General features: G+C 65.6%; 21 protein-coding genes. 14 read left to right on the top strand and 7 right to left on the bottom strand.

Annotated features, from left to right (window positions below; translation table 11 throughout):
- Positions 1 to 328: 328 nt before the first annotated feature.
- On the top strand, positions 329 to 526 hold the full coding sequence (locus AB4Z37_RS12205) for a hypothetical protein (protein WP_441516992.1): 198 nt from the start codon (positions 329 to 331) through the stop codon (positions 524 to 526).
- 5 nt (positions 527 to 531) lie between these two features.
- Positions 532 to 1,467 carry a hypothetical protein gene (locus AB4Z37_RS12200; RefSeq protein WP_441516991.1) on the top strand — a complete coding sequence of 312 codons (936 nt, stop codon included), beginning with the start codon at positions 532 to 534 and terminating at the stop codon, positions 1,465 to 1,467.
- Positions 1,468 to 1,510: 43 nt separating this feature from the next.
- Here the strand turns inward: AB4Z37_RS12200 and AB4Z37_RS12195 are convergent, their stop codons facing one another.
- Entirely contained in the window at positions 1,511 to 2,134 is a 624-nt protein-coding gene (locus tag AB4Z37_RS12195) for a MerR family transcriptional regulator (RefSeq protein WP_441516990.1), read from the bottom strand.
- Positions 2,135 to 2,149: 15 nt separating this feature from the next.
- Here AB4Z37_RS12195 and AB4Z37_RS12190 point away from each other — a divergent pair, with 15 nt between their 5' ends.
- Complete coding sequence (locus AB4Z37_RS12190) at positions 2,150 to 3,154, top strand: NADP-dependent oxidoreductase (RefSeq protein ID WP_441516989.1); 1,005 nt, start codon at positions 2,150 to 2,152, stop codon at positions 3,152 to 3,154.
- Positions 3,155 to 3,181: 27 nt separating this feature from the next.
- Here the strand turns inward: AB4Z37_RS12190 and AB4Z37_RS12185 are convergent, their stop codons facing one another.
- Both AB4Z37_RS12185 and AB4Z37_RS12180 read right to left on the bottom strand, forming a co-directional pair.
- On the bottom strand, positions 3,182 to 4,102 hold the full coding sequence (locus tag AB4Z37_RS12185) for a response regulator (RefSeq protein WP_441517052.1): 921 nt from the start codon (positions 4,100 to 4,102) through the stop codon (positions 3,182 to 3,184).
- Positions 4,092 to 7,493, bottom strand: a complete 3,402-nt coding sequence (locus AB4Z37_RS12180) for a hybrid sensor histidine kinase/response regulator (protein WP_441516988.1) — start codon at positions 7,491 to 7,493, stop codon at positions 4,092 to 4,094. The genes AB4Z37_RS12185 and AB4Z37_RS12180 overlap by 11 nt, the downstream gene beginning before the upstream one ends.
- Positions 7,494 to 7,636: 143 nt before the next feature.
- Between AB4Z37_RS12180 and urtA the strand changes: the two genes are divergently transcribed.
- The 7 genes from urtA (at position 7,637) to AB4Z37_RS12145 (ending at position 14,922) form a co-directional block, all read left to right on the top strand.
- Positions 7,637 to 8,899, top strand: coding sequence for an urea ABC transporter substrate-binding protein (urtA, locus tag AB4Z37_RS12175; protein ID WP_441516987.1), 1,263 nt, complete (start codon positions 7,637 to 7,639; stop codon positions 8,897 to 8,899).
- 496 nt (positions 8,900 to 9,395) lie between these two features.
- Positions 9,396 to 10,322 carry an urea ABC transporter permease subunit UrtB gene (urtB, locus tag AB4Z37_RS12170; RefSeq protein WP_211969485.1) on the top strand — a complete coding sequence of 309 codons (927 nt, stop codon included), beginning with the start codon at positions 9,396 to 9,398 and terminating at the stop codon, positions 10,320 to 10,322.
- A gap of 47 nt (positions 10,323 to 10,369) precedes the next feature.
- Positions 10,370 to 11,533, top strand: coding sequence for an urea ABC transporter permease subunit UrtC (gene urtC, locus AB4Z37_RS12165; protein ID WP_441516986.1), 1,164 nt, complete (start codon positions 10,370 to 10,372; stop codon positions 11,531 to 11,533).
- A gap of 10 nt (positions 11,534 to 11,543) precedes the next feature.
- A complete protein-coding gene (urtD, locus tag AB4Z37_RS12160; RefSeq protein WP_441516985.1) occupies positions 11,544 to 12,299 on the top strand; it encodes an urea ABC transporter ATP-binding protein UrtD in 756 nt (251 codons plus the stop codon).
- 236 nt (positions 12,300 to 12,535) lie between these two features.
- The gene (urtE, locus tag AB4Z37_RS12155) at positions 12,536 to 13,225 is read left to right on the top strand and encodes an urea ABC transporter ATP-binding subunit UrtE (protein ID WP_441516984.1); all 690 of its coding nucleotides are present in this window, start codon (positions 12,536 to 12,538) and stop codon (positions 13,223 to 13,225) included.
- 31 nt (positions 13,226 to 13,256) lie between these two features.
- Positions 13,257 to 14,489, top strand: a complete 1,233-nt coding sequence (gene fmdA, locus AB4Z37_RS12150; RefSeq protein WP_441516983.1) for a formamidase — start codon at positions 13,257 to 13,259, stop codon at positions 14,487 to 14,489.
- Between the two features lie 94 nt (positions 14,490 to 14,583).
- Complete coding sequence (locus AB4Z37_RS12145; protein ID WP_441516982.1) at positions 14,584 to 14,922, top strand: FmdB family zinc ribbon protein; 339 nt, start codon at positions 14,584 to 14,586, stop codon at positions 14,920 to 14,922.
- 21 nt (positions 14,923 to 14,943) lie between these two features.
- Here the strand turns inward: AB4Z37_RS12145 and AB4Z37_RS12140 are convergent, their stop codons facing one another.
- Together AB4Z37_RS12140 and AB4Z37_RS12135 are read right to left on the bottom strand one after the other, a co-directional pair.
- A complete protein-coding gene (locus tag AB4Z37_RS12140; protein WP_441516981.1) occupies positions 14,944 to 16,272 on the bottom strand; it encodes a sigma-54-dependent transcriptional regulator in 1,329 nt (442 codons plus the stop codon).
- Entirely contained in the window at positions 16,269 to 18,104 is a 1,836-nt protein-coding gene (locus AB4Z37_RS12135; protein WP_441516980.1) for a sensor histidine kinase, read from the bottom strand. Before AB4Z37_RS12135 ends, AB4Z37_RS12140 begins: the two co-directional genes overlap by 4 nt.
- A gap of 249 nt (positions 18,105 to 18,353) precedes the next feature.
- Here AB4Z37_RS12135 and AB4Z37_RS12130 point away from each other — a divergent pair, with 249 nt between their 5' ends.
- From AB4Z37_RS12130 to gstA, 3 genes are all read left to right on the top strand, one after another.
- Entirely contained in the window at positions 18,354 to 19,691 is a 1,338-nt protein-coding gene (locus AB4Z37_RS12130) for a dicarboxylate/amino acid:cation symporter (protein WP_441516979.1), read from the top strand.
- A 166-nt stretch (positions 19,692 to 19,857) separates the two neighbouring features.
- Positions 19,858 to 20,721: a LysR family transcriptional regulator gene (locus AB4Z37_RS12125; protein WP_441516978.1), complete on the top strand. Its 864-nt coding sequence runs from the start codon at positions 19,858 to 19,860 to the stop codon at positions 20,719 to 20,721.
- 120 nt (positions 20,722 to 20,841) lie between these two features.
- Positions 20,842 to 21,555 (top strand): glutathione transferase GstA, encoded by a 714-nt coding sequence (gene gstA, locus AB4Z37_RS12120; protein WP_441516977.1) that lies wholly within the window; start codon positions 20,842 to 20,844, stop codon positions 21,553 to 21,555.
- On the opposite strand, the gene AB4Z37_RS12115 is transcribed toward gstA, so the two are convergent.
- Together AB4Z37_RS12115 and AB4Z37_RS12110 are read right to left on the bottom strand one after the other, a co-directional pair.
- Entirely contained in the window at positions 21,475 to 22,572 is a 1,098-nt protein-coding gene (locus AB4Z37_RS12115; RefSeq protein ID WP_441516976.1) for a serine hydrolase domain-containing protein, read from the bottom strand. The genes gstA and AB4Z37_RS12115 overlap by 81 nt on opposite strands.
- Positions 22,573 to 22,783: 211 nt before the next feature.
- Positions 22,784 to 24,223, bottom strand: coding sequence for a helix-turn-helix domain-containing protein (locus AB4Z37_RS12110; protein ID WP_441516975.1), 1,440 nt, complete (start codon positions 24,221 to 24,223; stop codon positions 22,784 to 22,786).
- A 159-nt stretch (positions 24,224 to 24,382) separates the two neighbouring features.
- Between AB4Z37_RS12110 and AB4Z37_RS12105 the strand changes: the two genes are divergently transcribed.
- Positions 24,383 to 26,020: an isocitrate lyase gene (locus AB4Z37_RS12105; RefSeq protein ID WP_441516974.1), complete on the top strand. Its 1,638-nt coding sequence runs from the start codon at positions 24,383 to 24,385 to the stop codon at positions 26,018 to 26,020.
- Positions 26,021 to 26,339: the final 319 nt, after the last annotated feature.

Here is a 26,339-nt window from a genome sequence, read left to right as displayed (position 1 = left end):
TGTGCCGGCCATACCACACGGCTGAAGGGGGAAAGCTCGCTCGTCATCCCGGTCCGGTCGCCACGCCACGGCGCGCCCGGGCCGGACGACTGGCGCAGCCCTAACCCGCAGGCAGTATCCCAAAATAAAGTGATTGATCGAAGCGACCTGCCACGTAGGTTCGAACCTCGCCGTCGATGTGGTGTTTTGAGACGGGTTGGGGCGTATGGCTGTGCGAAGGGCTCCGGAATTGCGGGCCCCGTCGCGATAGTGTCCGATCGGGTAGGCCACCTCGTCGCTTTTGGGAGAAGAAAAGGTGCGGGGTTCAGTACTTGCCGTCGCTGTGCTCATGGCCTCTCTGTCGCTGGGGCAAGCGCGCGCAGAGACTGATGCTGACACCAGTGTGCGGTTCATTTATGCGGCGATGGCACACCGTCATTGGTTGCTGGCCGAGTGCACGAAGGTCGATCCTCCCCGCAAAGGGGCCTATGACGACGCGCGCCGCAGCTTTGATCGGGGCATGAAAGCGCTGGCCGAAAAGGTGTGAAGAATTTGGCGGACAGGGCTGACAGCGCGATTGAAGGGGGCGGTCAGGCCGGCGCTGCCGGAGCATGGATCGGAAACATTCGAGCCATTTTGGGGGCACTTTTGTGCGCCGGTCTTGTCGTGGCTTCCATGCTTTCGATATTTCCCAGCGCGGCGACAGAGTGGGATGCATCGGAGGTTGTCGCTTCTGCTGCGGAGTTCTTTGCGCCACTGGCGCTGATGTGCTGGTCCATCGTCGGGCAGTCATCCTTGCGCGCGCGAGCGTTGCGATGGATCCGAATTGGTATCGTCTGTCATTTGATCCTGGCTATGGTCGAGGTCGTCCGGATACAGCTGCTACCGTTCATTTCCGAGGTTTCATCGCTTCGAAGCCTTGAGCTCTCGGTTGTCGCGATCGCCATCGATGTCTGCCTGCTCATTGTAGGGCCGCCAGCGTCATCCCGAGCGAATGTGCTACGCGTTTACCGCATCGGTCTTTTCGGGCTGTCGGTGGGATGCCTGGCTGTTTTGTTCGCTTGGTCGATAGGGACCATCTGGCTGGTGGCAAAACAGGCGCAAGTGGCTGCCGAGGGACGGCGCTACTGTCTGATGCTGCCCATTGATGCAGAGAGCCACTATCGGCCGGTCGGAAGTCGACTTGACCTTCAGGGGCTGAAGTTGCGGGAAACATTGATCTCTGACCCTTACAGCGCGCCGGGCTATAGGGTTAGCAGGGGCCTTGCTCTGGTTGTCGCGCCCCCCGGTGGTCCGAAGCTGAATGCGAATGGCGAGGAGCGGGGGCTGGTGGTTTGGCATTGGTCTCATCGCGAGAGGCGCTTTATTCCTCCGCAGCCGCGTGATGCTGGACTAATGGACGGATGGATCATCGAGCCAAGACGCAACTATTGCGTTCCGCGCGCGGGATTCGTGCATTCGCTCCGGATGTTCTCTGCTTCGTCATGAGGATGGAAGCAAACGGGGCAGGATTGCGGTTGCGATGGTCTGCTTACGTCCGCGACGCCTTCACCGCGATCGCCGCCGTGGTGCGGTTCTCCACCCCGAGCTTGGTGCGACGCGCCGCAGCCTGGGACGAAGCACCGCGCTTCGTGGACGTTCGCGGCGCGGACGGTGATGCAACCGGGGCGAACTCCTTCAGTAGCCGCTTGGTATTGTCGGCACAGCCCATGTCGTCGGGCTTGTCCTCGATTTTCCGGATGAGGGCGTCAAGCTGCCGCCTGCTTTGCCGCAGCTGCTTTTCCATCTGCTCGATATCGGTGACCTTGCGGCGCAGGGCGTCGACCAGGTCGGTCGGCCGCCAGTTACGCAGGTCCGCGGGCAGGATCTGCCTGATCTCATCCAGTGAAAAGCCGGTGCGCTGGGCGCTGACGATGATGTTGAGGATCAGGAGACTGTCGGCCGGATATTCGCGATAGCCATTGGACGTCCTCGCAACCGCAGTGAGCAGGCCCTTGGCCTCGTAGAAGCGAATGCGTGAGGTGTTCAGGCCGCTCCGCCGCGCCAATTCGCCGATTTTCATGGGGCCACGCCTTCCATTGACATTCAACCTGACTTTAACGTTAGGGTCGGGACCGTTCAATCCGGAGGGGGAGGTCGCGATCTCCCCGAACATGGAGCATGGCGGCTGATGCGCGCATACGTTCTCAAGCACTACGGTGGTCCCGAGGGCGCCCAGCTGATGGATGTTCCGGCGCCCGTGCCGGGGCCCCGCGACATCCTTGTGAATGTGCGCGCCGCCGGCCTGAACCCGGTGGATTTCAAGTTCCGGCAAGGCAAGCTGCGCGCCATCCTCAGGCCGAAGCTGCCGTTCGTGCTCGGTAACGAGCTTGCGGGGGAGGTCGTGGCCGTTGGCCGCGACGTGAAGCGGTTCCGCATTGGCGACCGTGTATTTGCCCGGGTTGCGAAAGAACGCGCCGGGGCGTTTGCGGAGCAGGCCTGTGTCGACGAGGATGACGCCGCCCCCATGCCGCACCATCTCGATTTCGCGGCGGCTGCGGCTGTCCCGCTGGCGGGGCTGACGGCGCTGCAGGCGCTGCGGGACGAACTCGATGTCAAGGCCGGGCAGAAGGTGTTTATTTCAGGCGGCGCCGGAGGCGTCGGAACCTTCGCCATCCAGATCGCCAAATGGCTCGGCGCCGATGTGACGACCACGGCGTCGAAACGCGGAGAAGCCCTGGTGCGCTCGCTCGGCTGCGACGAGGTGATCGACTATACGGCTGCGGACATCTCCAGCCTGGGGCGCAGGTTCGATGCAGGGTTCGACCTGGTCGGTGGCAAGACCCTCGCGCAGATGTTCGGGATCATGAAGTCGGGGACCACGGTCGTGTCGGTGGCAGCGGTGCCGGAGCCCCAGACCGCAATCAAGGATCTAGGCGGCCGTCGCGGTCTGTCTGCCATCTTCTGGCTGATCAGCTGCGGCCTCCGGTCGCGTGCGCGGCGCGCGGGGGTCCGCTATCGCTTTCTCTTCATGCATCCGAGCGGCCGTGACCTCGCTCAGCTTGCCGAACTCGTCGACGGGGGCAGGCTGAAAGTCGTCGTCGACAGGACGTATCCCCTTGCGAACATCTCCGAGGCGCTGGCCTACGTTGAAGACGGGCATGCGAAGGGAAAGGTCGTCGTTACGATGGGGTGACGACCTCAGCGCTCCGGAAAGTACGGCTCATGTCCGCGACGCCTTCACCGCCATCGCCGCCGCCGCCGTGCGGTTTTCGACGCCAAGCTTGGCGTAGATCTGCTCGAGGTGCTTGTCGACCGTCCGGGGGCTGAGCCCTAAGATCTGGGCGATGTCGCGGTTGGCCTTGCCTTTGCTGAGCCAGGCCAGCACCTCGCCCTCGCGCGCCGTGAGGCCCAGCTCCTTGCTGAACTGCGCCGGCGTGTCGGGGCTGGAATCGCGGGCGATGCGCAGCAGGAATTCGTCGGCGCCGAGCTTGCCCATGAACTGCAGCCGCAACTGCTCGCCGGCAAGGAAGGGGATCTGTGCGGGCCTGGCGTCGGCGCGGCCGGCGTCGATTTCCGTCAGCCACGCCTGCAGCGGCGCGGCGAGGGCGGCCGGCTCGGCCGCGGCGGGAGCCAGCAGCTTCTGCGCCTGCGGCGTCGCCCACACCACGCGGCCGGCGCGGTCGGCAGCGAACAGGTAGCGGCCGGAGACGTCGAGCGCCATGCGCGCGCTCTGCGCGAGGCGGGCGTTGGCGAGGTGCACGCGGATGCGCGCCAGCATCACCTCGATGACGATCGGCTTGGTGACATAGTCGACCCCGCCGGCCTCCAGCCCTCTGACGATGTGCTCGGTCTCCGCCAGACCCGTCATGAAGATCACCGGCACATGGCTGAGGCTGGCGTCGTGCTTGAGCCGGCGGCAGGTTTCGAAGCCGTCGATCCCCGGCATCACCGCGTCGAGCAGGATGATATCGGGCGTGATCTGCTCGGTGATGCGCATCGCGGCGGCGCCGTCCAGCGCCACCATCACGGTCATGCCCGCGGCGTCCAGCGCGTCGGTCAGCAGTCGCAGGGTATCGGGCGAATCGTCGATGACGAGCGCGACGTCGCGCCGCCTGGGGGCGTGGTTCGGGTCATGGGCCATCGGGATGGTGGTCGGGAGCCTGAGCGTCATGGGGATGCAACATCTTGAGCACGGCGGCGTACTGATGGAAATCGAATTCGTCGATCAGGCCGCGCATGCGCGCGACAAACGCGGCATGTTCGGGGGTGTCGGCGGCGAGGCGCTCCAGCTTGCCACGGATCGCGCTGACATGGCCGATCTCGCCGAGCTCGATCAGTTCCTCGACATCCTGCACGGATGGTAGCGGCCCGACGCCTGGCGTCCACACCGGCGCGGGCTTGTCGTGGCCGGCATGCTGCCACTCGATCTTCAGGAGCTGGCCGATCTGCTCCAGCACCCGGGCGACATCGATCGGCTTCATCAGGTAGCCGTCGTGGAAGGGTTGCGCGAGCGGCCGGCCGTGAGCCTCCAGCGCGCTCGCCGAGATCATCAGGATGCGGGCCTGGTGGTGGCCGGCGGCGCGCAGGGCCTCGGCGACGCTCCAGCCGTCCATGCCGGGCATGGAAATGTCGAGCAGGAACAGGTCCGGCTGGCAGTGGGCGGCGAGCGCGAGGCAGGACGGGCCGTCCTGGGCGCTGAGGATGATGAAGCCGAGCGGCGCCAGCACCTGGCGCAGCAGTTCGCGGTGGGAGGGATCGTCGTCGGTGATCAGCACCGTCTTGCGCGGGCCGAGATAGCCGAACACGGGTTTGGCGATCGGCGCCTGCCGCGTCGGATTAGTGACCTCCGACAGCAGCAGCTTGACGCGAAACGTGCTGCCGGTGCCGACCGTGCTGGCGACGCGGATGTCGCCGCCCATGACCCCGGCGAGGAGACGGCTGATGGTGAGGCCAAGCCCCGTGCCGGTGTGCGGCTGGGCGCTGCCGAGCGCGCCGCGCTCGAACGGCGCGAAGATGCGTTCGAGGTCGTCGGGCTGGATGCCGGGTCCGGTGTCGGTGATCTCGAACTCGGCCACCGGGCTGCGGTAGTGCATGACGAACTGCACGCTGCCGTCGGTCGTGAACTTGATGGCGTTGGACAGGAGGTTGATCAGGATCTGGCGCAGCCGCTTCTCGTCGGCATAGACCACGGGCGGCAGATAGTCCGGCCGTCGGAACACGAAGTCGATGCCCTTGGCGGCGGCCTGCAGGCGGAACATGCCGACCATCTGGTCGAGGAATTCGGTCAGCCGGACCTCGTCGCGGGACAGATACAGCCGGCCGGCCTCGATCTTGGAGATGTCGAGGATGCCGTCGATCAGCCCGGAGAGGTGGTCGGCGCTGCGGCGGACGACGCGGACCTGCTCGCGCGGCTTGGTCTGCAGCGTAGCGTCCTGTTCCAGCAACTGGGCATAGCCGCTGATGGCGTTGAGCGGCGAGCGCAGCTCGTGGCTCAGGCCCACAACGTAGCGGCTCTTGGCGAGGTTGGCTGATTCAGCCACTTCCTTGGCGCGCTGCAGCTCGGCGTCGGTGCGCTTGTGGGCGTCGATCTCCTGGATCAGCAGCGCCGTCTGGCGGCGGGTTTCCTCCTCGGCGGCGCGGCGGCTCTGCTGCGCCAGCACGAACAGCCAGGCGATGACGCCGATGATGATGACCAGCGCGAAGAACACCTTCCACAGCACATCGGCGAGCGGCATCGCCTGACCCGGAATCTCCGCGGCCGACTGCAGGTAGATCAGCCCGAGCGTCAGGCCGACGAGGCTCGACGAGATCAGGAACACGCGCAGGTAGTGACCGAGCGGCGAGTTGAGCACCGTCTCGACGCCCTCGGGCAGGATATGGCCGAGCGTCCGAGCGATCTGCTGCTGCACCCGTCCGTGCGGCTTGCACAGGTCGTGGCAGCGCGCGTCGAGCGAGCAGCACAGCGAGCAGATCGGCCCGCTGTAGGCCGGGCAGGACGCCATGTCCTCGGGCTCGAAGCTGTGCTCGCAGATGCAGCAGTTGATCGTCGACAGGTTCTGCCAGCTGCGTTTGGGCTTGCGCGCCAGATAGTACTTGCCGCCGGTCGCGAAGGCGATGGCGGGGGCGGCGACGAAGGCGGTCAGCAGAGCGACGAACGGCGACAGCGCCTTCGCGGTCGGCCCGAACAGGCCGTAGAACGCGCTGATCGACACGATGGTGGCGATCGCCATGGCGCCGACGCCAACCGGATTGATGTCGTAGAGATGGGCGCGCTTGAAGTCCATCACCGGCGGCCGCAATCCCAGCGGCTTGTTGACCACGAGGTCGGCTACCAGCGCGCCGACCCAGGCGATGGCGACGTTGGAGTACAGTGCGAGCGTGTGCTCCAGCGCCTTGTAGACGCCGATCTCCATCAGCAGCACGGCGACGACGACATTGAACACCAGCCACACCACGCGGCCGGGGTGGCTGTGGGTCAGGCGGGAGAAGAAGTTCGACCACGCGATCGAGCCGGCATAGGCGTTGGTGACGTTGATCTTGAGCTGCGACAGGATCACGAAGGTGCCGGTCAGAGCCAGCGCGAGGTCCGGCTGGTCGAGTACGTAGCGGAACGCGGCGAGATACATCTGGGTTGGCTCGGCGGCGTGCTCGCCGGCGATGCCGTGGCTGAGCGCGAAGAACGCCAGAAACGAGCCCGCCAGCAGCTTGATGGCGCCGATCACGATCCAGCCCGGGCCGGCGCTCAGCAGCGACAGCCACCAGGCGGTGCGGGATGTGCGACGGTCGCGTGGCAGGAAGCGCAGGAAGTCGACCTGCTCGCCGATCTGCGCGACCAGCGAGAACACCACTGAGGCGGCGGTGCCGAACAGCAGCAGGTCGAGATGCCCTGCGGCGTTGCCATGCTCGCCCGGAAACTGCGTCCAGGCGACGAACGACTCGCGGTTCTTGAAGGCGATCGCGGCGAACGGCAGCACGTGCAGCACCACCCACAGGGGCTGGGTCCAGAGCTGGAAGCGGCTGATCAGCGTGATGCCGTGGGTCACCAGCGGAATGATCACCACCGCGCTGACGAGATAGCCGATCGGGCGGGGGATGCCGAAGCACAGCTCCAGGGCCATCGCCAGGATCACCGCCTCGATGGCGAAGAAGATGAAGGTGAAGGTGGCGTAGATCAGCGAGGTGATGGTCGAGCCGATATAGCCGAAGCCAGCGCCGCGGGTCAGCAGGTCGATGTCGACGCCACAGCGCGCCGCATAGTAGGCGATCGGCAGGCCGCAGGCGAAGATGATGACGCTGACGACGAGAATCGCGGCCACCGCATTGGTGGCGCCGTAGTTCAGCGTGATGGTGCCGCCGATCGCCTCCAGCGCCAGGAACGAGATCGCCCCCAGCGCAGTGTTGGCGACGCGGGCCGCAGACCAGCGCCGCGCGCTCTTGGCCGTGAAGCGCAGCGCGTAGTCTTCCAGCGTCTGGTTGGCGACCCACTGATTATACTGGCGCCTGACGCGGTCTATCCGCTGCCGCCCGTGCACTCCACCGCTCCCGAAAACCTCTCGACGGACAACCTACGTCGCAGTTTTGCGGTGCAGTATACGCGATCCTGCGTATCTGTGCAGCGCACAAATTCAGCAATCCTCGCCCCATCGCCGCGTTGTCACAACCAGAAGGGGTCGTCATGTCTGAGGAACGGGATAGAGGGTTGCAATCGGCATTCCGCCGAAAGCTGCTGATGGGAATGGCGGCGTTGCCGGCGCTGTCGCTGCTGCCAAAAACGGCACTTGCCGACGTTCCTGCCACTTCGGTGGTCAACACCACCGGGCTCGCGGTCACCGACACCGAGGTGACGGTCGGCATCCTGCACTCGGTCACCGGCACCATGGCGATCAGCGAGACCGGCTCGGTCGAGGCGGAAAAGCTCGCCATCGAGCAGATCAACGCCGCCGGCGGCGTGCTTGGCCGCAAGATCAAGTTCATCCAGGAAGACGGCGCCAGCGACTGGCCGACTTTCGCCGAGAAGGCCAAGAAGCTGCTGGTCAACGACAAGTGCGCGGCCGTGATGGGCTGCTGGACGTCGGCCTCGCGCAAGGCGGTGCTGCCGGTGTTCGAGCAGTACAACGGCATGCTGTACTACCCGACCTTCTATGAAGGCCTCGAGCAGTCCAAGAACGTCATCTATACCGGCCAGGAGGCGACGCAGCAGATCATCGCCGGCCTCGACTGGGTCAACAAGACCAAGGGAGCCAAGAGCTTCTACCTGCTGGGATCGGACTACATCTGGCCGCGCACCTCCAACAAGATCGCGCGCAAGCACATCGAGGGCCACCTGCAGGGCTGCAAGGTGGTGGGCGAAGAGTACTTCCCGCTCGGCCACACCCAGTTCAACTCGGTGATCAACAAGATCAAGCTGACCAAGCCGGACGTCATCTACGCTATCATCGTCGGCGGCTCGAACGTCGCGTTCTACAAGCAGCTGAAGGCGGCGGGCATCGACCTCTCGAAGCAGACGCTGCTGACCATCTCGGTCACCGAGGACGAGATCGACGGCATCGGTGGCGAGAACATCGCCGGCGCCTACGCCTGCATGAAGTACTTCCAGTCGCTCGACAATCCCAACAACAAGGCATTCGTCGCCGCGTTCAAGAAGATGTGGGGCGAGAAGACGGTGATCGGAGACGTCACCCAGGCTGCCTATCTCGGCCCGTGGCTGTGGAAGTTGACGGTCGAGAAGGCCGGCAGCTTCGACATCGACAAGGTCGCGGCGGCGTCGCCCGGCGTCGAGTTCAAGGGTGCGCCGGAAGGCTATGTCCGCATCCACGAGAACCATCACCTGTGGTCGAAGACCCGCGTCGGCCGCGCCCGCGCCGACGGCCAGTACGACCTGATCTATGAAACCGCCGATCTCGTCGAGCCCGATCCGTTCCCGAAGGGCTATCAGTGACGACAGTGACCTAGCCGGGACGGAGACGACGCAACACCGGCTTCTCTCCGTCTTCCTGAGGTGCGCGCCCTTGCGCGCCTCGAAGGATGGACGGCCAAGGCGGCGCCCGGGCCGCCGCTGTGCGGTCCGGCCTTCACGGTCTCTCCCTGGCGCGGACGGCGGTCCGCGTCACATCCCTCGCGCCGCGGTCCTCATCCCGCGGCGCGAGGGCCTCTCGATAACGAACCGGCGCGTCGCGCTCCGGCAAATGCGTGCCCAAACTCCTCATGGTGAGGAGCGCGGAACGCGCGTCTCGAACCATGAGGCCAAGGTGGTGATGTTCGGGGAATGCTTGGGCCTCATCCTTCGAGACGCGGCGGAGCCTGTCATCGGGCCGCGCTTCGCGCGGACCCGTTGGCCGCTCCTCAGGATGAGGGTCTTTGAGGCGGTTGCGGCAAGGCAAGTCTGATCAAGAAACGCGCGCGACAACGCGCAAAGCATTTGGCAGGAGCATGTGATGTTCGGCGACTATTCGCTCGGTGATCTCTCCTCGATCTTCGTGATGCAGGGTTTTGCCGGGCTGATCCTGTTCTCGGTGTTCCTGCTGATGGCGCTGGGGCTTGCCATCATCTTCGGCCAGATGGGCGTCATCAACATGGCCCATGGCGAGTTCATGATTCTCGGGGCCTACGTCACCTGGATGACGTCGGGCTTCTTCCAGGCGCATCTGCCGGCGCTGTTTCCCGGCTACTTCTTCGTCGCCATGGCGCTGGCGTTCTGTGCCTCGGGCGCGCTGGGCATGCTGGTGGAATGGGCGCTGATCCGCCATCTCTACAAGCGGCCGCTCGATACGCTGCTCGCCACCTGGGGGCTCAGCCTGATCCTGCAGCAGGCCTACCGCTCGATCTTCGGCGCGCGCGAGGTCGGCGTCGAGCTGCCGGAATGGATGATGGGCTCCAAGCAGGTCACGGATTCCATCGAGATCCCGATCAACGGCATGTTCGTGATGGCGCTGACGGTGCTGATCACGCTCGCTGTCGCCTACATCATGTTCCGCTCGCGCTGGGGCCGCCAGGTGCGCGCCGTCGTGCAGAACCGCGTCATGGCCGGCGCGGTCGGCATCAACACCGAAAAGGTCGACCGCTACACCTTCGGGCTCGGCTGCGGCATCGCCGGGATCGCCGGCAGCGCCTTCACCATGATCGGCTCGACCGGGCCGACCTCGGGCCAGCTCTACATCGTCGACACCTTCCTGGTCGTCGTGTTCGGCGGCGCCGCCAGTCTCCTCGGCACCATTGCGTCCGCCTTCACCATCTCCCAGGCGCGCTCGACGCTGGAGTTCTTCACCTCCGGCTCGATGGCCCAGGTGATCACGCTGCTGGCGATCGTCGGCATCCTGATGCTGCGGCCGCAGGGGCTGTTCGCCCTCAAGGTGCGCAAGTGACGCCGCAAGTGACGCCGCAAGCGACAGGCCGGGAAGGGGGCTTCGCCATGATCGATACGCCACGTGTCTTCAATCGCTCCGAATGGATCGGGCTCGCCGTGCTGGCCGTGCTGCTGGTGGTGGTGTTCCCGCTTTGCCTCGACATCTTCCGTCTCAACCTGGTCGCCAAGTACCTGACCTACGCTTTCGTCGCCATCGGTCTCGTGCTGTGCTGGGGCTATGGCGGCATTCTCAGCCTGGGGCAGGGCGTGTTCTTCGGTCTCGGCGGCTACTGCATGGCGATGTTCCTCAAGCTCGAGGCGTCGAGCGTCGCCAATACCAAAATTCAGTCGACGCCGGGCATTCCCGACTTCATGGACTGGAACCAGCTCACCCAGCTGCCGTTGTTCTGGAAGCCCTTCCACAGCCTGACCTTCACCATTGTCGCGATCCTGGTGGTGCCGGCGGTGTTCGCCTTCATCGTCGGCGCGGCGATGTTCAAGCGGCGGGTCGGCGGCGTCTACTTCGCCATCATCACCCAGGCGATCGCCGCCATCCTGACCATCCTGATCGTCGGCCAGCAGGGCTACACCGGCGGCATCAACGGCATCACCGACCTGCGCACCCTCAACGGCTGGGACATCCGCACCGACCACGCCAAGTTCATCCTCTACTTCGTCGAGGTCGCCTGCCTGTTCGGCTGCATCGGCGTCGCCCAGTTCATCCGCCACTCCAAGCTCGGCCGTATCCTCGTCGCCATGCGCGACAAGGAGGACCGGGTGCGGTTCTCCGGCTACAGCGTCGCCAACTTCAAGATTTTCGCCTTCTGCGCCGCAGCAACGTTCGCCGCGATCGGCGGCGCGCTGTTCACCCTCGAGGTCGGCTTCATGTCGCCGTCCTTCGTCGGCATCGTGCCGTCGATCGAAATGGTGATCTACACCGCGGTCGGAGGCCGGCTGTCGATCTTCGGCGCCATCTACGGCACGCTGCTGGTCAACTTCGCCAAGACCGGGCTGTCGGAATCCTTCCCGCAGTTGTGGCTGTTCGGCCTCGGCGCGCTGTTCATCGCCGTGGTGCTGGCATTCCCGAACGGCCTTGCCGGCATCTGGCGCGACCATGTCCAGCCGCGCATCGATGCGATCTTCAAAATGCGCAAGGCCAAGAGCGACATCGGCAACGGTAGCGGCGGCTGGGGCAAGAGCTCCGTGGCCGACGGCGCGCCGGCGGAATGAGGAGGGCGACATGCTGATCGGTCATCAACCCAAGGACTTCCTGCTCGCCGTCGAAGGGCTGACGGTGTCGTTCGACGGCTTCAAGGCGGTCAATGACCTGTCCTTCTATGTCGACGAGAACGAGATCCGGGTCATCATCGGCCCGAACGGCGCTGGCAAGACCACCGTGCTCGATCTGATCTGCGGCAAGACCCGCGCCACCGCGGGATCGATCCAGTTCCGCGGCCAGGAATTGACGCGGATGAAGGAGAACGAGATTGTCCAGGCTGGCGTTGGTCGCAAATTTCAGACCCCGTCGATCTATGACGATCTCACGGTGTTCGAGAACCTCGAAATCTCCTATCCTCGCGGCCGCACCGTGTTCGGCGCCCTGGCGTTCAAGCGCGACGCCGCCGTCCGCGAGCGGGTGGAAGAGGTCGCCGAGATGATCTTCCTCAGGGATCGGCTCGCCATGCGCGCGGACCTGCTCAGCCACGGCCAGAAGCAGTGGCTGGAGATCGGCATGCTGCTGATCCAGGATCCGGAGCTGCTGATGCTCGACGAACCGGTCGCCGGCATGAGCGTCAGCGAGCGCGTCAAGACCGCCGAACTGCTCAATCGCATCATCAAGGATCGCTCGGTGCTGGTGATCGAGCACGACATGAAGTTCGTGGAGGACATCGCCCACAAGGTCACCGTGCTGCACCAGGGCCAGATCCTGTCAGAGGGGGCGATGGACAAGGTCAAGGCCGATCCCAAGGTCATCGAAGTCTATCTCGGGCATTGAACGATGATGGCGCATTTCACGATCGGCTTCCCCCATCATCCTGAGTGTCTGGCTCACAGATCAACGACGGTCATCGGAATTTGTCGTCGCCGGGCAGCGCGATCCGTCTTTAACGGATCGCCAGGACTGGGGCCTTCCGGCGACCCCGGCAGGCAGGGCACTGCGTCCCGGATCGGGGTGGCCGGGACGAGCCCGGCCACGACAGAGAGAAACGGCAGAGATTGAGGAGCACCTGCATGCTTGCCATTTCCGATCTTCATGTCGCCTACGGCCAGAGCGAGGTGCTGCACGGCCTCAATGTGTCGGTCGCGCCGAACGAGATCGTCGCCATCATGGGCCGCAACGGCATGGGCAAGACCACGCTGATGAAGGCGCTGATGGGCATCGTGCCGACGAAGAGCGGCTCGGTCAGCATGAACGGCGTCGAAGTGTCACGCCTCAAGAGCTACGAGCGTGTCGCGCAGGGGCTTGCCTATGTGCCGCAGGGGCGCATGATCTTCTCGACCATGACGGTGCAGGACAACATCGAGACCGGTCTTGTCGCGTCCGGTGAGAGCCGGGTGCCCGACGACATTTACGAGCTGTTTCCCGTCCTGCTGGAGATGAAGGGCCGCCGCGGCGGCAATCTGTCTGGCGGCCAGCAGCAGCAGCTCGCGATCGCCCGGGCGCTCGCCACCAGGCCCAAGGTGCTGCTGCTGGACGAGCCGACCGAAGGCATCCAGCCCTCGATCATCCGCGAGATGGCGCGCACCCTGAAGCGCATCCGCGACCAGCGCGGCCTGTCGATCGTCGTGTCCGAACAGGTTCTGAGCTTCGCCCTCGATATCGCCGACCGCGTGCTGGTGATCGAGAACGGCGAGATCGTCCGCGACGACCCTCGCGCTGCAGTCGACGAGGCGCAGGTCGCAAAATTTCTGTCCGTGTAACCAAGGTGAACTTGAAAGAAGGGGAGCATACATGCCCGAGACGCTGATCAAGGTCGATCTGACGCAGTCGGCTTACGAGAACGACAAGGTCCACAACCGCTGGCACCCGGACATTCCGATGGTGGAATGGGTCGATCCGGGCGACGACTTCATCATCGAGACCTACGACTGGACCGGCGGCTTCATCAAGAACAACGATTCCGCCGACGACGTCCGCGATATCGACCTGTCGATCGTGCACTTCCTGTCCGGCCCGATCGGCGTCAAGGGCGCCGAGCCCGGCGATCTCCTGGTGGTCGACCTGCTCGATGTCGGCCCAATGAAGGAGAGCCTGTGGGGTTTTAACGGCTTCTTCTCCAAGCAGAATGGCGGCGGCTTCCTCACCGACCACTTCCCGCAGGCCCAGAAGTCGATCTGGGACTTCAAGGGCATGTACACCTCGTCGCGCCACATCCCCGGCGTCAACTTCGCCGGTCTGATCCATCCCGGCCTGATCGGCTGTCTGCCGGATCCGAAGCTGCTGTCGACCTGGAACGAGCGCGAGACCGCGCTGATCGCCACCAACCCGACCCGCGTTCCCGGCCTCGCCAACCCGCCGTTCAGCCCGACCGCCCACATGGGCCGTCTCAAGGGCGACGCCAAACAGAAGGCGGCGGCGGAGGGCGCGCGCACGGTGCCGCCGCGCGAGCACGGCGGCAACTGCGACATCAAGGATTTGTCGCGCGGCTCAAAAATCTACTTCCCGGTCTATGTGCCGGGCGGCGGCCTGTCGATGGGCGACCTGCACTTCAGCCAGGGCGACGGCGAGATCACCTTCTGCGGCGCGATCGAGATGGCCGGCTGGCTGCACATCAAGGTCGACATCATCAAGGACGGTGTCGCCAAGTACGGCATCAAGAACCCGGTGTTCAAGCCGTCGCCGGTGACGCCGAACTACAAGGACTTCTTGATTTTCGAGGGCATCTCGGTCGACGAGGCCGGCAAGCAGCACTACCTCGACGTCCACATCGCCTACCGCCAGGCCTGCCTCAACGCCATCGAGTACCTCAAGAAGTTCGGCTACTCCGGCGCCCAGGCGTATTCGATCCTCGGCACCGCGCCGTGCCAGGGCCACATCTCCGGCGTCGTCGACGTCCCCAACGCCTGCGCCACGCTGTGGCTGCCGACCGAGATCTTCGACTTCGACATCATGCCGTCGTCGGCGGGACCGATCAAACACATCAAGGGCGGCATCGATCTGCCGCTGTCGCCCGACAAGACATGATCGTCGGGCGTCATTGATCGATGCATGAGGCGGGGCGGGCGGTGAGCCGTTCGCCCCGCCGTCAGCGCCTTTTTTTGGGATTCAGAGGTGATCCATGCCGGTGTACGAATATCTCTGCGACGATTGCGGTCCCTTCACCAACATGCGGCCGATGGCCGAGTGCGACGAGCCGGACGATTGTCCGGCGTGCGGGTCGCGGGCGCCGCGCGTCATCCTGACCGCGCCGCACTTCTCCTGCATGCCGGCGTCGGCGCGCAAGGCCCACGCCACCAACGAGCGCAGCGCCCACGCGCCGAAGACCGTCGGTGAATACAAGGCTTCGCACGGCCCGGGCTGCGGCTGCTGCTCGGGCAAATCATCCCGCCTGATGACCAAGAGCCGCAGCGGTGCCAAGGGCTTTCCCACCGCGCGTCCGTGGATGATCAGCCATTAGACGGAGTGCGTTCCGCGCCCGCTACGCGCGGTACTTGCTCTGGTCGATGCCGTGGCGGTGCAGTTTGTCGTAGAAGGTCTTGCGGGGAATGCCCAAGGCTTCCACCGTCGCCTGGACGTCGCCGCGATGGAGCGCCAGCGCCTCGCGGATCTGGTCGGCCTCAAAGGCCTCGACCCGCTTCGGCAGCGACGGCCGTTCGGGTGCGGCGGGCGCCGGCGCCGGATCGTGCGACAAGCCCAGCGCGACGCGCTCGGCGAAGTGGCTGAGCTCGCGGACATTGCCGGGCCAGGAATGGCTCTGCAGGTACTGCAGCTCGCGGTGGCCGACGGTTGGCTGGGCGCGGCCGAGGCGCTTGGCGGCGCGCGCCAGGAAATGGCCGAACAGCAGGGGGACGTCGGCGCGGCGGTCGCGCAGCGGCGGGACCTTCACCGTCACGACATGCAGGCGGTAGTAGAGGTCCTCGCGGAAGCTGCCGGCGCGCACCAGCGTCAACAGGTCGGTCTTGGTGGCGGCGACGACGCGGACGTCGACGCCGCGCAGCTCGTTGGTGCCGAGCGGGGTGATCTGCCGGCTTTCCAGCACGCGCAGCAGTTTGACCTGCAGCGCCGGCGACATCGCCTCGATCTCATCGAGGAACAGCGTGCCGCCATGGGCGTGCTCGATGCGGCCGACCCGCTTCTTGAGTGCTCCGGTGAAGGCACCGGCCTCATGGCCAAACAATTCGCTCTCGATCATGGTCTCGGGCAGCGCGCCGCAATTGACGGCGACGAAGGAGCGCGTCGCGCGGCGGCTCCAGCGGTGCAGCGCGTTGGCCGCAACATCCTTGCCGCTGCCGGTCTCGCCCTCGATCAGCACGTCGATGTCGGCGTCGGCGATCTGGCGCAGCGTCTGCCGCAGGCGGTCGATGGCGGGATCCTCGCCGATCAGCGGAATGTCGTCGGTCGCAGCCTCCGCGGCGCGGCGCAGCGCGCGGTTCTCCAGCACCAGGCGGCGCTGCTCCAGCGCATGGCGGATGCTGCCGAGCAACCGATCGGAGGCGTAGGGCTTGGTGAGGAAGTCGTAGGCGCCCTCGCGCATGGCGTCGACCGCCATGGAGATGTCGCCATGGCCGGTGATCAGGATCACAGGAAGCTCGGCGTCGATCCGGCGCAGGCGCCGGAACAGCTCGAGCCCGTCGATCTGCGGCATGCGCACGTCGGTGACGACGACGCCGGCAAACTCCGCGTCGATCTCCGCGAGCGCGTCCTGCGCCGACGGGTAGGGCGCGACGGTGAAGCCGGCGAGCAGCAGCGCCTGCACATTGGCGGCGCGCAGGCTGTCGTCGTCGTCGATGAAGGCGACATCGGTCATGGCAGTCTCGGAAGCGTGAGGGTGAGCACGGCGCCGCCATCCGGGCCGTTATGGGCCGAGAAGCGGCCGCCGAATTCGGTGAGGATGTCCCTGGAGATCACGAGCCCGAGGCCGAGCCCGGTCGCCTTGGTCGTCGTGAACGGCACGAACAGCGACCGCAGTACGCGCTCCGGCAGGCCAGGACCGTTGTCGGCGATGGTGACGCTGACCTCGTTCGCCGTGGTGTCCGCGGCGATGCGGATCTGCGGCGAGGGACGGTCGGTCAGCGCCTCGATCGCGTTCTGCATGAGGTTGACGACGACCTGCTCAAGACGGGTCTGGTCGGCGGCCACGGTGATGTCGGCGTCGCCGAGCGCAAGCTCGAGACCGATCGCCTGCTGGCGCAGCCGATGGCCGACCAGCAGCAGCGCGCCGTCGAGCGCGCCGCGCAGCGACACCGGCCCGATCGCGGCCGGCGACTTGCGCGCGAACGCCCGCAGCTCGCCGGTGATGCTGCCGATCCGGTCGGTGAGGTTGGCGATAATCGCGAGGTTGTCGCGCGCCTCTCGTACATCGTTGCGGTCGAGCAGGGCGGCGCCGTTGTCGGCGAAGGTGCGGATGGCGGCGACCGGCTGGTTGATCTCGTGGGCGACGCTGGCGGCGATCTGGCCGAGGGTGGCGAGCTTGTTGGCCTGGATCAGTTCGTCCTGCATCTCATTGAGCTCGAGCTGGGCGCGGCGGCGCTCCTCCATCTCGGCCTCGAGGCGGGTGTTGGTCTGCTGAAGCTCTTTGGTGCGGTCGCGCACCCGCTGCTCCAGCTCGCGCCGCGTCGCCTCGCCCTGCGCCCGCTGCTGCTGCAGGTTGCGCCGCCGCGTCCAGCCGATCGCGATCATGCCGAGGCCGACCACTCCGGCCAGCACCGTGAGCGAGCGGGCGGCGGTGGTGGCGATCATCAGCGTTGCGTGGGTCGGGGTGAGCAGGTGCAGCCGCCAGGCCATGCCGGGGACCGGTGCTGCCGCGGCCATGTAGTCGATCGGCGGCTTGCCGTGGATGATGCGTGCGACACGGCCGGTGCCTTGCGCGGGCGGGGCGGGGGTGAGCGGCAGCGGATCGAGCGGGGCTGCGCCGAACTGCAGGCTGGCGCGGATCTCGGCCTGCTGCTCCGCCGACAGCGGCGCGGTGGCCTTGAACCGCCACGCCGGCTCGCTGGTCACCAGCACGATGCCGCGGTCGTCGGTGACGAAGATCGGCTCGGCGAAGCGGTGCCACTGCGCCTCGATGGCGTCGAACTCGACCTTGACCACGATCACGCCGAGCGTGCGGCCGGCGTCCTCGACCCGGCGCGACAGATAAAGCCCGGGACGGCGGCTGATGGTGCCGTAGGCGAAGTGCTCGGCGTGCCCCTGCTCCATCGCCACCTGGTAGTAGGGGCGGAAGGCGTAGTTGTTGCCGACGAAGCTGATGTCGGTGTCGTGGTTGCTGGCGGCGATGGTCAGGCCGTCGCTGTCGATGAGGTAGATGACCGCGGCGCGGGTGCCGGTGCTGAGCGAGGCGAGCTTCTGGTTCAGCGCCGCGATCCGCTCCGCCGTCGGCATGCTCAGCGCGTGCTGTACGTCCGGATCCTGGGCGAGCACGAAGGGCAGCGTGCGCTGTTTCTCGATCTCGCTCTGCAGCACGGCGACGCGCTGCGAGGCGGTGGCTTCGGCCTCGCCGCGGATCAGTGCCAGCGTGCGATGCTCTGACCACAGCCGCGCCGCCTGATCGAGGCCGATCAGCAGCAGCACGGCGGCGGCGAACGGCGCCGCCTGGCGCAGCCACCGCGGGCGTCCGGGCTGTGGGCGGGCGGGCGACATCAGGGAAGGCTTCCGATCGGCTGCAGATATCATGCGCGGAATTGCGCACATATGGCTCCGATCTTGTGCGGAATTCCGCACAAAATGTCCAGCGCCGCCGTCGGGCCGAGTGATTTTCTCAAATAAATCAATGGCCTGGCATTTCGTCGCAGCTGGCACGCGGCCTGCAATGGCGCCTGCGGCTCTCTGCGCATCCGGCGTCGGGGGTCGCGAACGTCAAAAAACGCAGCCGACCTCGAGGAGGAAACCATGGTGCAGGCCATTGCGGCCGCAGAGGGGCACGCCGCTCCGAAGCGCTTTCATCATCATCTTTATGTGCAGGTGCTCTGCGCCATTTTCGCCGGCATCCTGCTCGGCCATTTCTATCCCCAGCTCGGCACCGCGCTGCAGCCGCTCGGCGATGCCTTCATCAAGCTGGTGAAGATGATCATCGCCCCGGTGATCTTCCTGACCGTGACCACCGGCATCGCCGGCATGGGCGACCTCAAGAAGGTCGGCCGCGTCGCCGGCAAGGCGATGCTCTACTTCCTGGTGTTCTCGACCCTGGCGCTGATCGTCGGCCTCATTGTCGGCAACGTCATCCAGCCGGGCGCGGGCCTGCACATCGATCCGGCGAGCCTCGATCCGAAGGCGACCGCGTCCTACGCCGCCAAGGCGCACGATTCCACCGTGGTCGGCTTCCTGATGAACATCATCCCGGCGACGCCGGTCGCCGCGCTCGCCTCCGGCGATATTCTGCAGGTGCTGTTCTTCGCCGTGCTGTTCGGCATCGCGCTGGTGCTGATCGGCGACAAGGCTCAGCCGGTGATGACCGTGCTGGGGTCGCTGTCGCAAGCCATGTTCCGCCTCGTCGCGATGCTGATGAAGCTCGCGCCGATCGGCGCCTTCGGCGCCATGGCGTTCACCATCGGCAAGTACGGCATCGGCTCGATCGCCAGCCTCGCGATGCTGGTCGCGACCTTCTACATCACCTCGGCGCTGTTCGTGTTCATCGTGCTCGGCGCGGTCGCCCGCTACAACGGCTTCTCGATCCTGGCGCTGCTGCGCTACATCAAGGAAGAGCTGCTGCTCGTGCTCGGCACCTCCAGCTCCGAGGCGGCGCTGCCGAGCCTGATGGCCAAGATGGAGCGCGCCGGCTGCAAACGCTCGGTGGTCGGCCTCGTCATTCCGACCGGCTACTCCTTCAACCTCGACGGCACCAACATCTACATGACGCTGGCGTCGCTGTTCATCGCCCAGGCGACCGGCATCCATCTCAGCCTCGCCGACCAGGTACTGCTGCTGCTGGTCGCGATGCTCAGCTCGAAGGGTGCGGCGGGCATCACCGGCGCCGGCTTCATCACGCTGGCGGCGACGCTGTCGGTCGTGCCGTCGATCCCGGTGGCCGGCATGGCGCTGATCCTCGGCATCGACCGCTTCATGTCGGAGTGCCGCGCCATCACCAACTTCATCGGCAACGCGGTCGCCACCATCGTGATCGCGCGCTGGGAAGGCGAGCTCGATACCGAAACGCTGCAGGCGACGCTGAGCGGCGCCGCGCTGCCGGCGCCGACGGAACCGGCTGCCGAGCTGTCGCCTGCGCAGTAATGCCGCACGAAAAAGGCTCCCGCCGCGCGGCCGGCTCGCGCGGCGGGAGCTTTTTTATTGGGATTTGCGCGGCGCGCGCTTGGCGCTTGCGTTGCCCGCCATGCATTCATAGATCTGATGGCCAATCCAGCGAGCCATTAGTCGATCTTCTGCCATGATGAACCTGATGCACTGGCGCCTGCTCGTGGCTGTCGCGGATTGCGGCAGCATCACCGGCGCCGCCGAGCGGGTGAACCTGACCCAGTCCGGCGCGAGCCAGGCCATCGCCGCGCTGGAGGACATGCTCGGCGTCCGCCTGTTCACGCGGGAGCGGCGGCAGACGGTTCCGACGGCGGTTGGCCTGCAGGTCATCGACCATGCCCGGGCCATGCTGGCCGCGCTGGAGCAGATCCAGTCGGCCGCCGATGCGGCGAAAGGGCTGTCGGGGGGATCGATCCGGCTCGCAAGCTTTCCCGTGGTGCTGCAGGCCGTGCTGCCGCCACTGCTGCGCCGGTTCAGGCAGCGCCATCCAGGGATCGACGTGGTCACGCTGGAGGCGAGCGACGAGGAGGTCGAGGCGCTGCTCGCCGCCGGCACCATCGATGTCGGGACGGTGGTCAACCCGTCGCCGCAGCGGAACGCCTCTCCGCTAGGGCGCGATCCCTGGCTGGCGGTCGTTCCCGCAGGGCACCGCCTCGCACGGCCGGGCCGGCGCGGCGTCGTCGCGCTGGCCGAGCTCGCGGCCGAGCCGTTTATTCTCGCGACCGGGGGATGCGAGGCAACCGCGCTGGGCATCATCACTGGAGCAGGCCTCGACCTCGCCGATGTCCGTGCCCGGGTGCGCGACTGGAGCAGTGGATTCGCGCTGGTGCGCGAGGGCGTCGGTGTGACCCTGGTGCCGGAGCTGACGCTGCCGGTCGACCGCCGCGGCCTGCAGGTGCTGCGGCTCGCCGAGCCGGTCCATCGCGCATTCGGCCTTGTCGCGTCGGAATCGGGCGCACGCTCACGCGCCGTACAGGCGCTGTTCGACTTGTTGCAGGAGCCGGCCTGAGCATTAGCCGGGCTGATGGCAGCATTCTGGCCGGCTTGTTTTACCGGATCGGGGCTCGGACCTATCTCTCGTGAGGCGTGGACGCGACGGGCGTTCGCGCGGTTCTCACGAGGATTGTCGATGAAGCTCTATTCCGCGCCCAACACCTGTTCGCTGTCGCCGCACATCGTGCTGCGTGAACTCGACCTGCCGTTCGAGCTGGTGATGGTCGACAACAGGACCAAGCGGACGTCCAACGGCGGCGACTTCCGCGCCATCAACCCGAAGGGCTATGTCGCGGCGCTGCAGCTCGACAATGGCGAGGTGCTGACCGAGGGGCCGGCGATCGTGCAGTATCTCGCCGATCTGCGGCCCGAGGCTGCCCTGGCGCCGGTGAGCGGCAGCTGGCAGCGCGTCCGCCTTCAGGAGATGCTCAACTACATCGGCACCGAGATCCACGCTGGTGCGAGCCCGCTGTTCAACGCGGCGATTCCCGACGAGGTGAAGGCGATCTTCAGGGAGCGGCTGTTCCGACGGTTTGGCGAGATCGAGTCAACACTCGCTACGCAGGACCATCTGCTCGGGCCGCTGTTCGGTGTCGCCGACGCCTACCTCTACACGGTGCTGCTGTGGATGGAGCTGTTCGCCATCGATATCGGCCGCTGGCCGGCCATCGCCGCCTACATGGCGCGCATCGCCGCGTCCTGCGGTGCAGGCGGCACACCGGGCGGAGCAGGCGGCGGCGATCCGGACTTAGGTCGTGATGATAGGATGCTATTTCACGCTCGCCAGGACCACCTCACGAAGCACGCGGGTTGGCGGAATCCATTGATCGTCAGCCCCGTAATTGCCTGACGTCAACGCGATGACGAGCTGCAGGGCGGGAATGACGAACAGGCGTTGGCCGCCTTCGCCCTGCGCCATCCACATCCGTTCCAGCCGGCCGACGGCCCATCCCTTTGGTTTGCCAAAAGCCACGTCGAGAAGGAACCACTGATAGCCGTAGCGACGAAGCTCATCAGCGCTCACCGTCGGCGTCGTGCAGCGCAAGATCCATTCCGATGGAACGATCCTGCGGCCGAGGATTTCGCCACCACGAAGCATCATCATTCCGATGCGCGAGAGATCTCGGACCGACATGCGCGCGCCTGATGCGGCGAAAGGCTCGCCGTCGGGCCCTGTCGCCCATTCTGTGGGCCCCATGCCAAGCGGATCAAACAGATTCGCGCGCGCAAAATCATGCAGGGATTTGCCTGAGCCCTTTGAGATCATGCGCGCGAGCAATGCTGTCGCCCCGCCGCAATAGGTCCAATGTGCGCCCGGGCTGTCGAGGACCGGACGCTCCAGGATGTAGCGATAGCGGTCAGGGGCGTTGTCCATTGCCGTTTCGCTGTTGCGAGGGTCGGAGTAGGGCAGGCTGCTCTCGTCCCAGTCCGTTCCCATCGTCATCGAAAGCGCGTGGTGAATCGTCAGCCGTGAGCGCCCATCTTTGTCGGCAAGGTCGTTGTATTCGGGAAACATCGAAAACAGAGACGCCTCTGGCGCGGGGACCTGTCCCTGTTGCAAGGCAATGCCGTAAAGCAGCGCAACGATGCTCTTTGAACATGAGCGCAGGTCGTGGATCGTCTCAGGTGAGAACTGCACGGTCCCGAGATCACCAATCCCTCGCGCGCGATCTCGGCCTTCAAAATAACGCTCAATGACCAATCGCTCGTTCTGCAGGACGACAAGGCCGTGAATGTTCCAAATTCGCTTTTCAGCGATGGCTTTGTCGAGCCGCTGGGCTATGTCGGCGGCGAATCCTTCGCTTTCTGAAGCGAACGGAAACCATTTCTCTTCCCGTGCAGGGACCGGCATGGGAGATGCTGACATGGCGGCGATCCCCATTCCCAAAAGCATTTGCCGGCGACTGAACACGGTCTGAGCTGTCCCGGACGTCAATGAATTGAAGTGACAAATGTGTCGATCATTGAAGCACGGAAATTGAGCACGCGAAACCTGGTTTCGCGTGGGCTCGCTGTTGACTTGCGACTGCCCGGGATGCAGCAGGCGTGATCGATATCCGCCATCTGTTACGGATCAATCAATCCGAAGAGAATCCGAACGGTACGCTCAAACGCCGGAAATCATCGGGCAGCAGCTCGCGGCCGATCGGCAGCGCCGACCGCGCCGCGCATTTCGGGCGATGGCAGACGCGGCAGGCGACGCCGATCGGGGTGGGGGCCTCTGCGGACGGTCCCGCGCCATTCTGGGTGTAGATCAACTGGCCGGCGTGCTCGGCGGCGCAGCCGATCGCGATGGCGCGCTCGACGCGCATGGCGCCGTAGGCGCCGCCGCCGGCCGTGACCGTGCGGGCGATCGAAAAGAAGCGCTGACCGTCCGGCAATTCCAGCCATTGCGTCACGATCTGGCGCGGCGTTCTGAAGACGCCGTGGACCGACCACAGCGGACACGCGCCGCCGTGCTTGGCGAATGGAAAGCCGGCGCCGTCCAGCAGCTTCGAGATGTTGCCGGCGGGATCGACGCGGATCAGAAAGAACGGGATCTTTTCCTGCCCCGGCCGCTGCAGGGTGGTGATGCGATGGGCGGTCTGCTCGAAGCTGGCGCCGAACTGGCGGGCCAGTGCTTCCAGGTCGTAGCGCCGCGCATCCACCGCCTTCGCGAACGCTGAGTAGGGCATGATGAGCGCCGCGGCGGCATAGCCTCCGAGCGCGCGGCGCGCCAGTTGCTCGGCGTTCTTGGTGGTGAAATGGCCGGCTGCGAGAGCCGCCGACATCTCGTTGTCCATCTCGAGATAGGCGAGCTGCTGGGCGAGCTGGAAATGCAGGCTCGCGGTGTCCAGGGAATCCTCGAGCAGCAATTGCCGGCGGTGCAGGTCAAGGCGCCTGACAGAGCCCAGCATGACGTCCGGCGGCATGTGGCGGACCCTGAGGTCGTGACGGTTCTTGAGGCGTTCGACAAATCCGTTCGGGCCGCCGGCCGCGTCGCTGAGGCGCTCGGCCGCGTCGTCGATATCAGCGAAGTTGTTGCGCCGCGCGGCCAGGAAGCGCCTGACTTCCGCCACCGGATCGCTGGCGTCGAAGCCCTCCGTATCTGCGGGCGAGGCCAGGCCTGCGAGCGCCGGCGCCCTGCGGTCGGCAAGCGCGAGCTGCTCTTCGCGATAGGCGGTGTAGAGGCGCAGGAACGCTTCCGTCATGCCCGGAAAGCTGGTGGCGATGTCGCTGATTTCGAGCGAGGGAATGTCGATGTCCGAGAACATCGGCTCCTTCAGGATGGACTGCATCCGCGCCGTGTGATCGACGCCGCCGTCGCCGGCGAGATCGGTCAGGTCGATCTTGTAGGTGCGGGCGAGGCGCAGCAGCATGTCGGCGGTCACCGGCCGCTGATTGCGCTCCAGCAGCGCGACATAGGGGGCGGAAATCTCGAGATCGGCCGCCATGTCGGCCTGGGTCAGCCCGAGGTCGCGCCGCAGGCGGCGCAGCCTTGGTCCCATGAAGACCGAGCGGGTGGTCGAGGTGGTCATGATCTCTTCCCAGTTCGTGTAAGATTCTTACAGAATTACACGATTAGTTTGTAAAGTATGACAAGTTATCCCCGGAATGTCTAGCCACCAGCGTGGCGGGGCTTAAAAAACAGGACACAGACTTGTTGGCAGCCCCCAGGAAATCGAGGGAACACCGTCATGAACTACCAGCCACGCGGGATGAGCGATCAGGCCCTTCAGGGCCCGGCTTCCTACCAGAGCGAGATCGAGGCAGCCCAGGCGCTGCTCAAGACCAAGCCCACCTGGAGCGGCGTGAGCGCTGAGGCGGTTGCCCGCATGCGCCTGCAGAACCGTTTCAAGACCGGCCTCGACGTCGCCCGCTACACCGCGGCGCTGATGCGCAAGGACATGGCCGCCTATGATGCGGATCCCACCAAGTACACCCAGTCGCTCGGCTGCTGGCATGGCTTCATCGCCCAGCAGAAGCTGATCTCGGTCAAGAAGCATTTCGGCTCGACCGATCGCCGCTACCTCTACCTGTCCGGCTGGATGATCGCGGCGCTGCGCTCCGAGTTCGGTCCGCTGCCCGACCAGTCGATGCACGAGAAGACCTCGGTGCCGGCTCTGATCGAAGAGCTCTACACCTTCCTGCGCCAGGCCGACTCCCGTGAGCTCAACGATATCTTCCGCGAGCTCGACAAGGCCCGTGCGGCCGGCGACAAGGCGAAGGAAGCGGCGCTGATCCAGAAGATCGACACCTTCCAGACCCACGTCGTGCCTGTCATCGCCGACATCGACGCCGGCTTCGGCAATGCCGAGGCGACCTATCTGCTCGCCAAGAAGATGATCGAGGCGGGCGCCTGCGCCCTGCAGATCGAAAACCAGGTGTCCGACGAGAAGCAGTGCGGTCACCAGGACGGCAAGGTGACCGTGCCGCACGAGGTGTTCCTGGCGAAGATCCGTGCCTGCCGCCATGCCTTCCTCGAGCTCGGCGTGGAAGACGGCGTGGTCGTGACCCGCACCGACTCGCTCGGCGCCGGCCTCACCCAGCAGATCGCCGTCAGCCACAAGCCGGGTGACCTCGGCGACAAGTACAACAGCTTCCTCGACTGCGAAGAGGTGACGGCGGCCACCGTGAAGAACGGCGACGTCATCATCACCCAGAACGGCAAGCTGATGCGTCCGAAGCGCCTGCCCAGCAACCTCTACCAGTTCCGCCCGGGCACTGGCGCAGACCGTTGCGTGCTCGACTGCATCACCTCGTTGCAGAACGGTGCGGACCTCCTGTGGATCGAGACCGAGAAGCCGCATATCGAGCAGATCGGCCAGATGGTCGACCGCATCCGTGAGGTGATCCCGAACGCCAAGCTAGCCTACAACAACTCGCCGTCGTTCAACTGGACGCTCAACTTCCGTTGGCAGGTGTACGATGCGATGAAGGAAGCCGGCAAGGACGTCAGCCAGTACAACCGTGCCGAGCTGATGAAGGCGGAGTACGACAGCACCCCGCTGGCGATCGAGGCCGACGAGCGCATCCGCACCTTCCAGGCGGACTCGGCCAAGCGCGCCGGCATCTTCCACCACCTGATCACGCTGCCGACCTATCACACGGCCGCGCTGTCGACCGACAACCTCGCCCGCGAGTACTTCGGCGAGCAGGGCATGCTGGGCTACGTCAAGAACGTGCAGCGCCAGGAGATCCGCCAGGGCATCGCCTGCGTCAAGCACCAGAACATGGCCGGCTCCGACATCGGCGACGACCACAAGGAATACTTCGCCGGCGAGGCGGCCCTGAAGGCTGGTGGCGCGCACAACACGATGAACCAGTTCGGCTGATCGCCGGACGGCCAAGTCGGAGAGTTGCAAGTCGGGAGCCCGCTCGGGCTCCCGATTTCGTTTTTGCGGTCCATCCAGAACTCTTCCGCATAGACTTCATCCCTCGCGACGCGGACCTCGCTCGCTCTTTAGAGGCTGTCTGGAAAGCAACCACGGGCCACGACAGAGAAAAACGGACAGCACGATCTTCGCGGCGTCATCGGATGAGAGGAAAAGTCGGCGCGCCGCCGATCCGTCTCCCTCATGGTGAGGAGGCGCAGTTGCGCCGTCTCGAACCATGAGGCCGGGGCGCTTCCGCGCGGGCCTCATCCTTCGAGAC

The organism is Bradyrhizobium sp. 2TAF24, from assembly GCF_052115025.1.
Lineage (GTDB): Bacteria > Pseudomonadota > Alphaproteobacteria > Rhizobiales > Xanthobacteraceae > Bradyrhizobium_A.
This window is presented reverse-complemented; position numbering and strand designations above follow the sequence as displayed.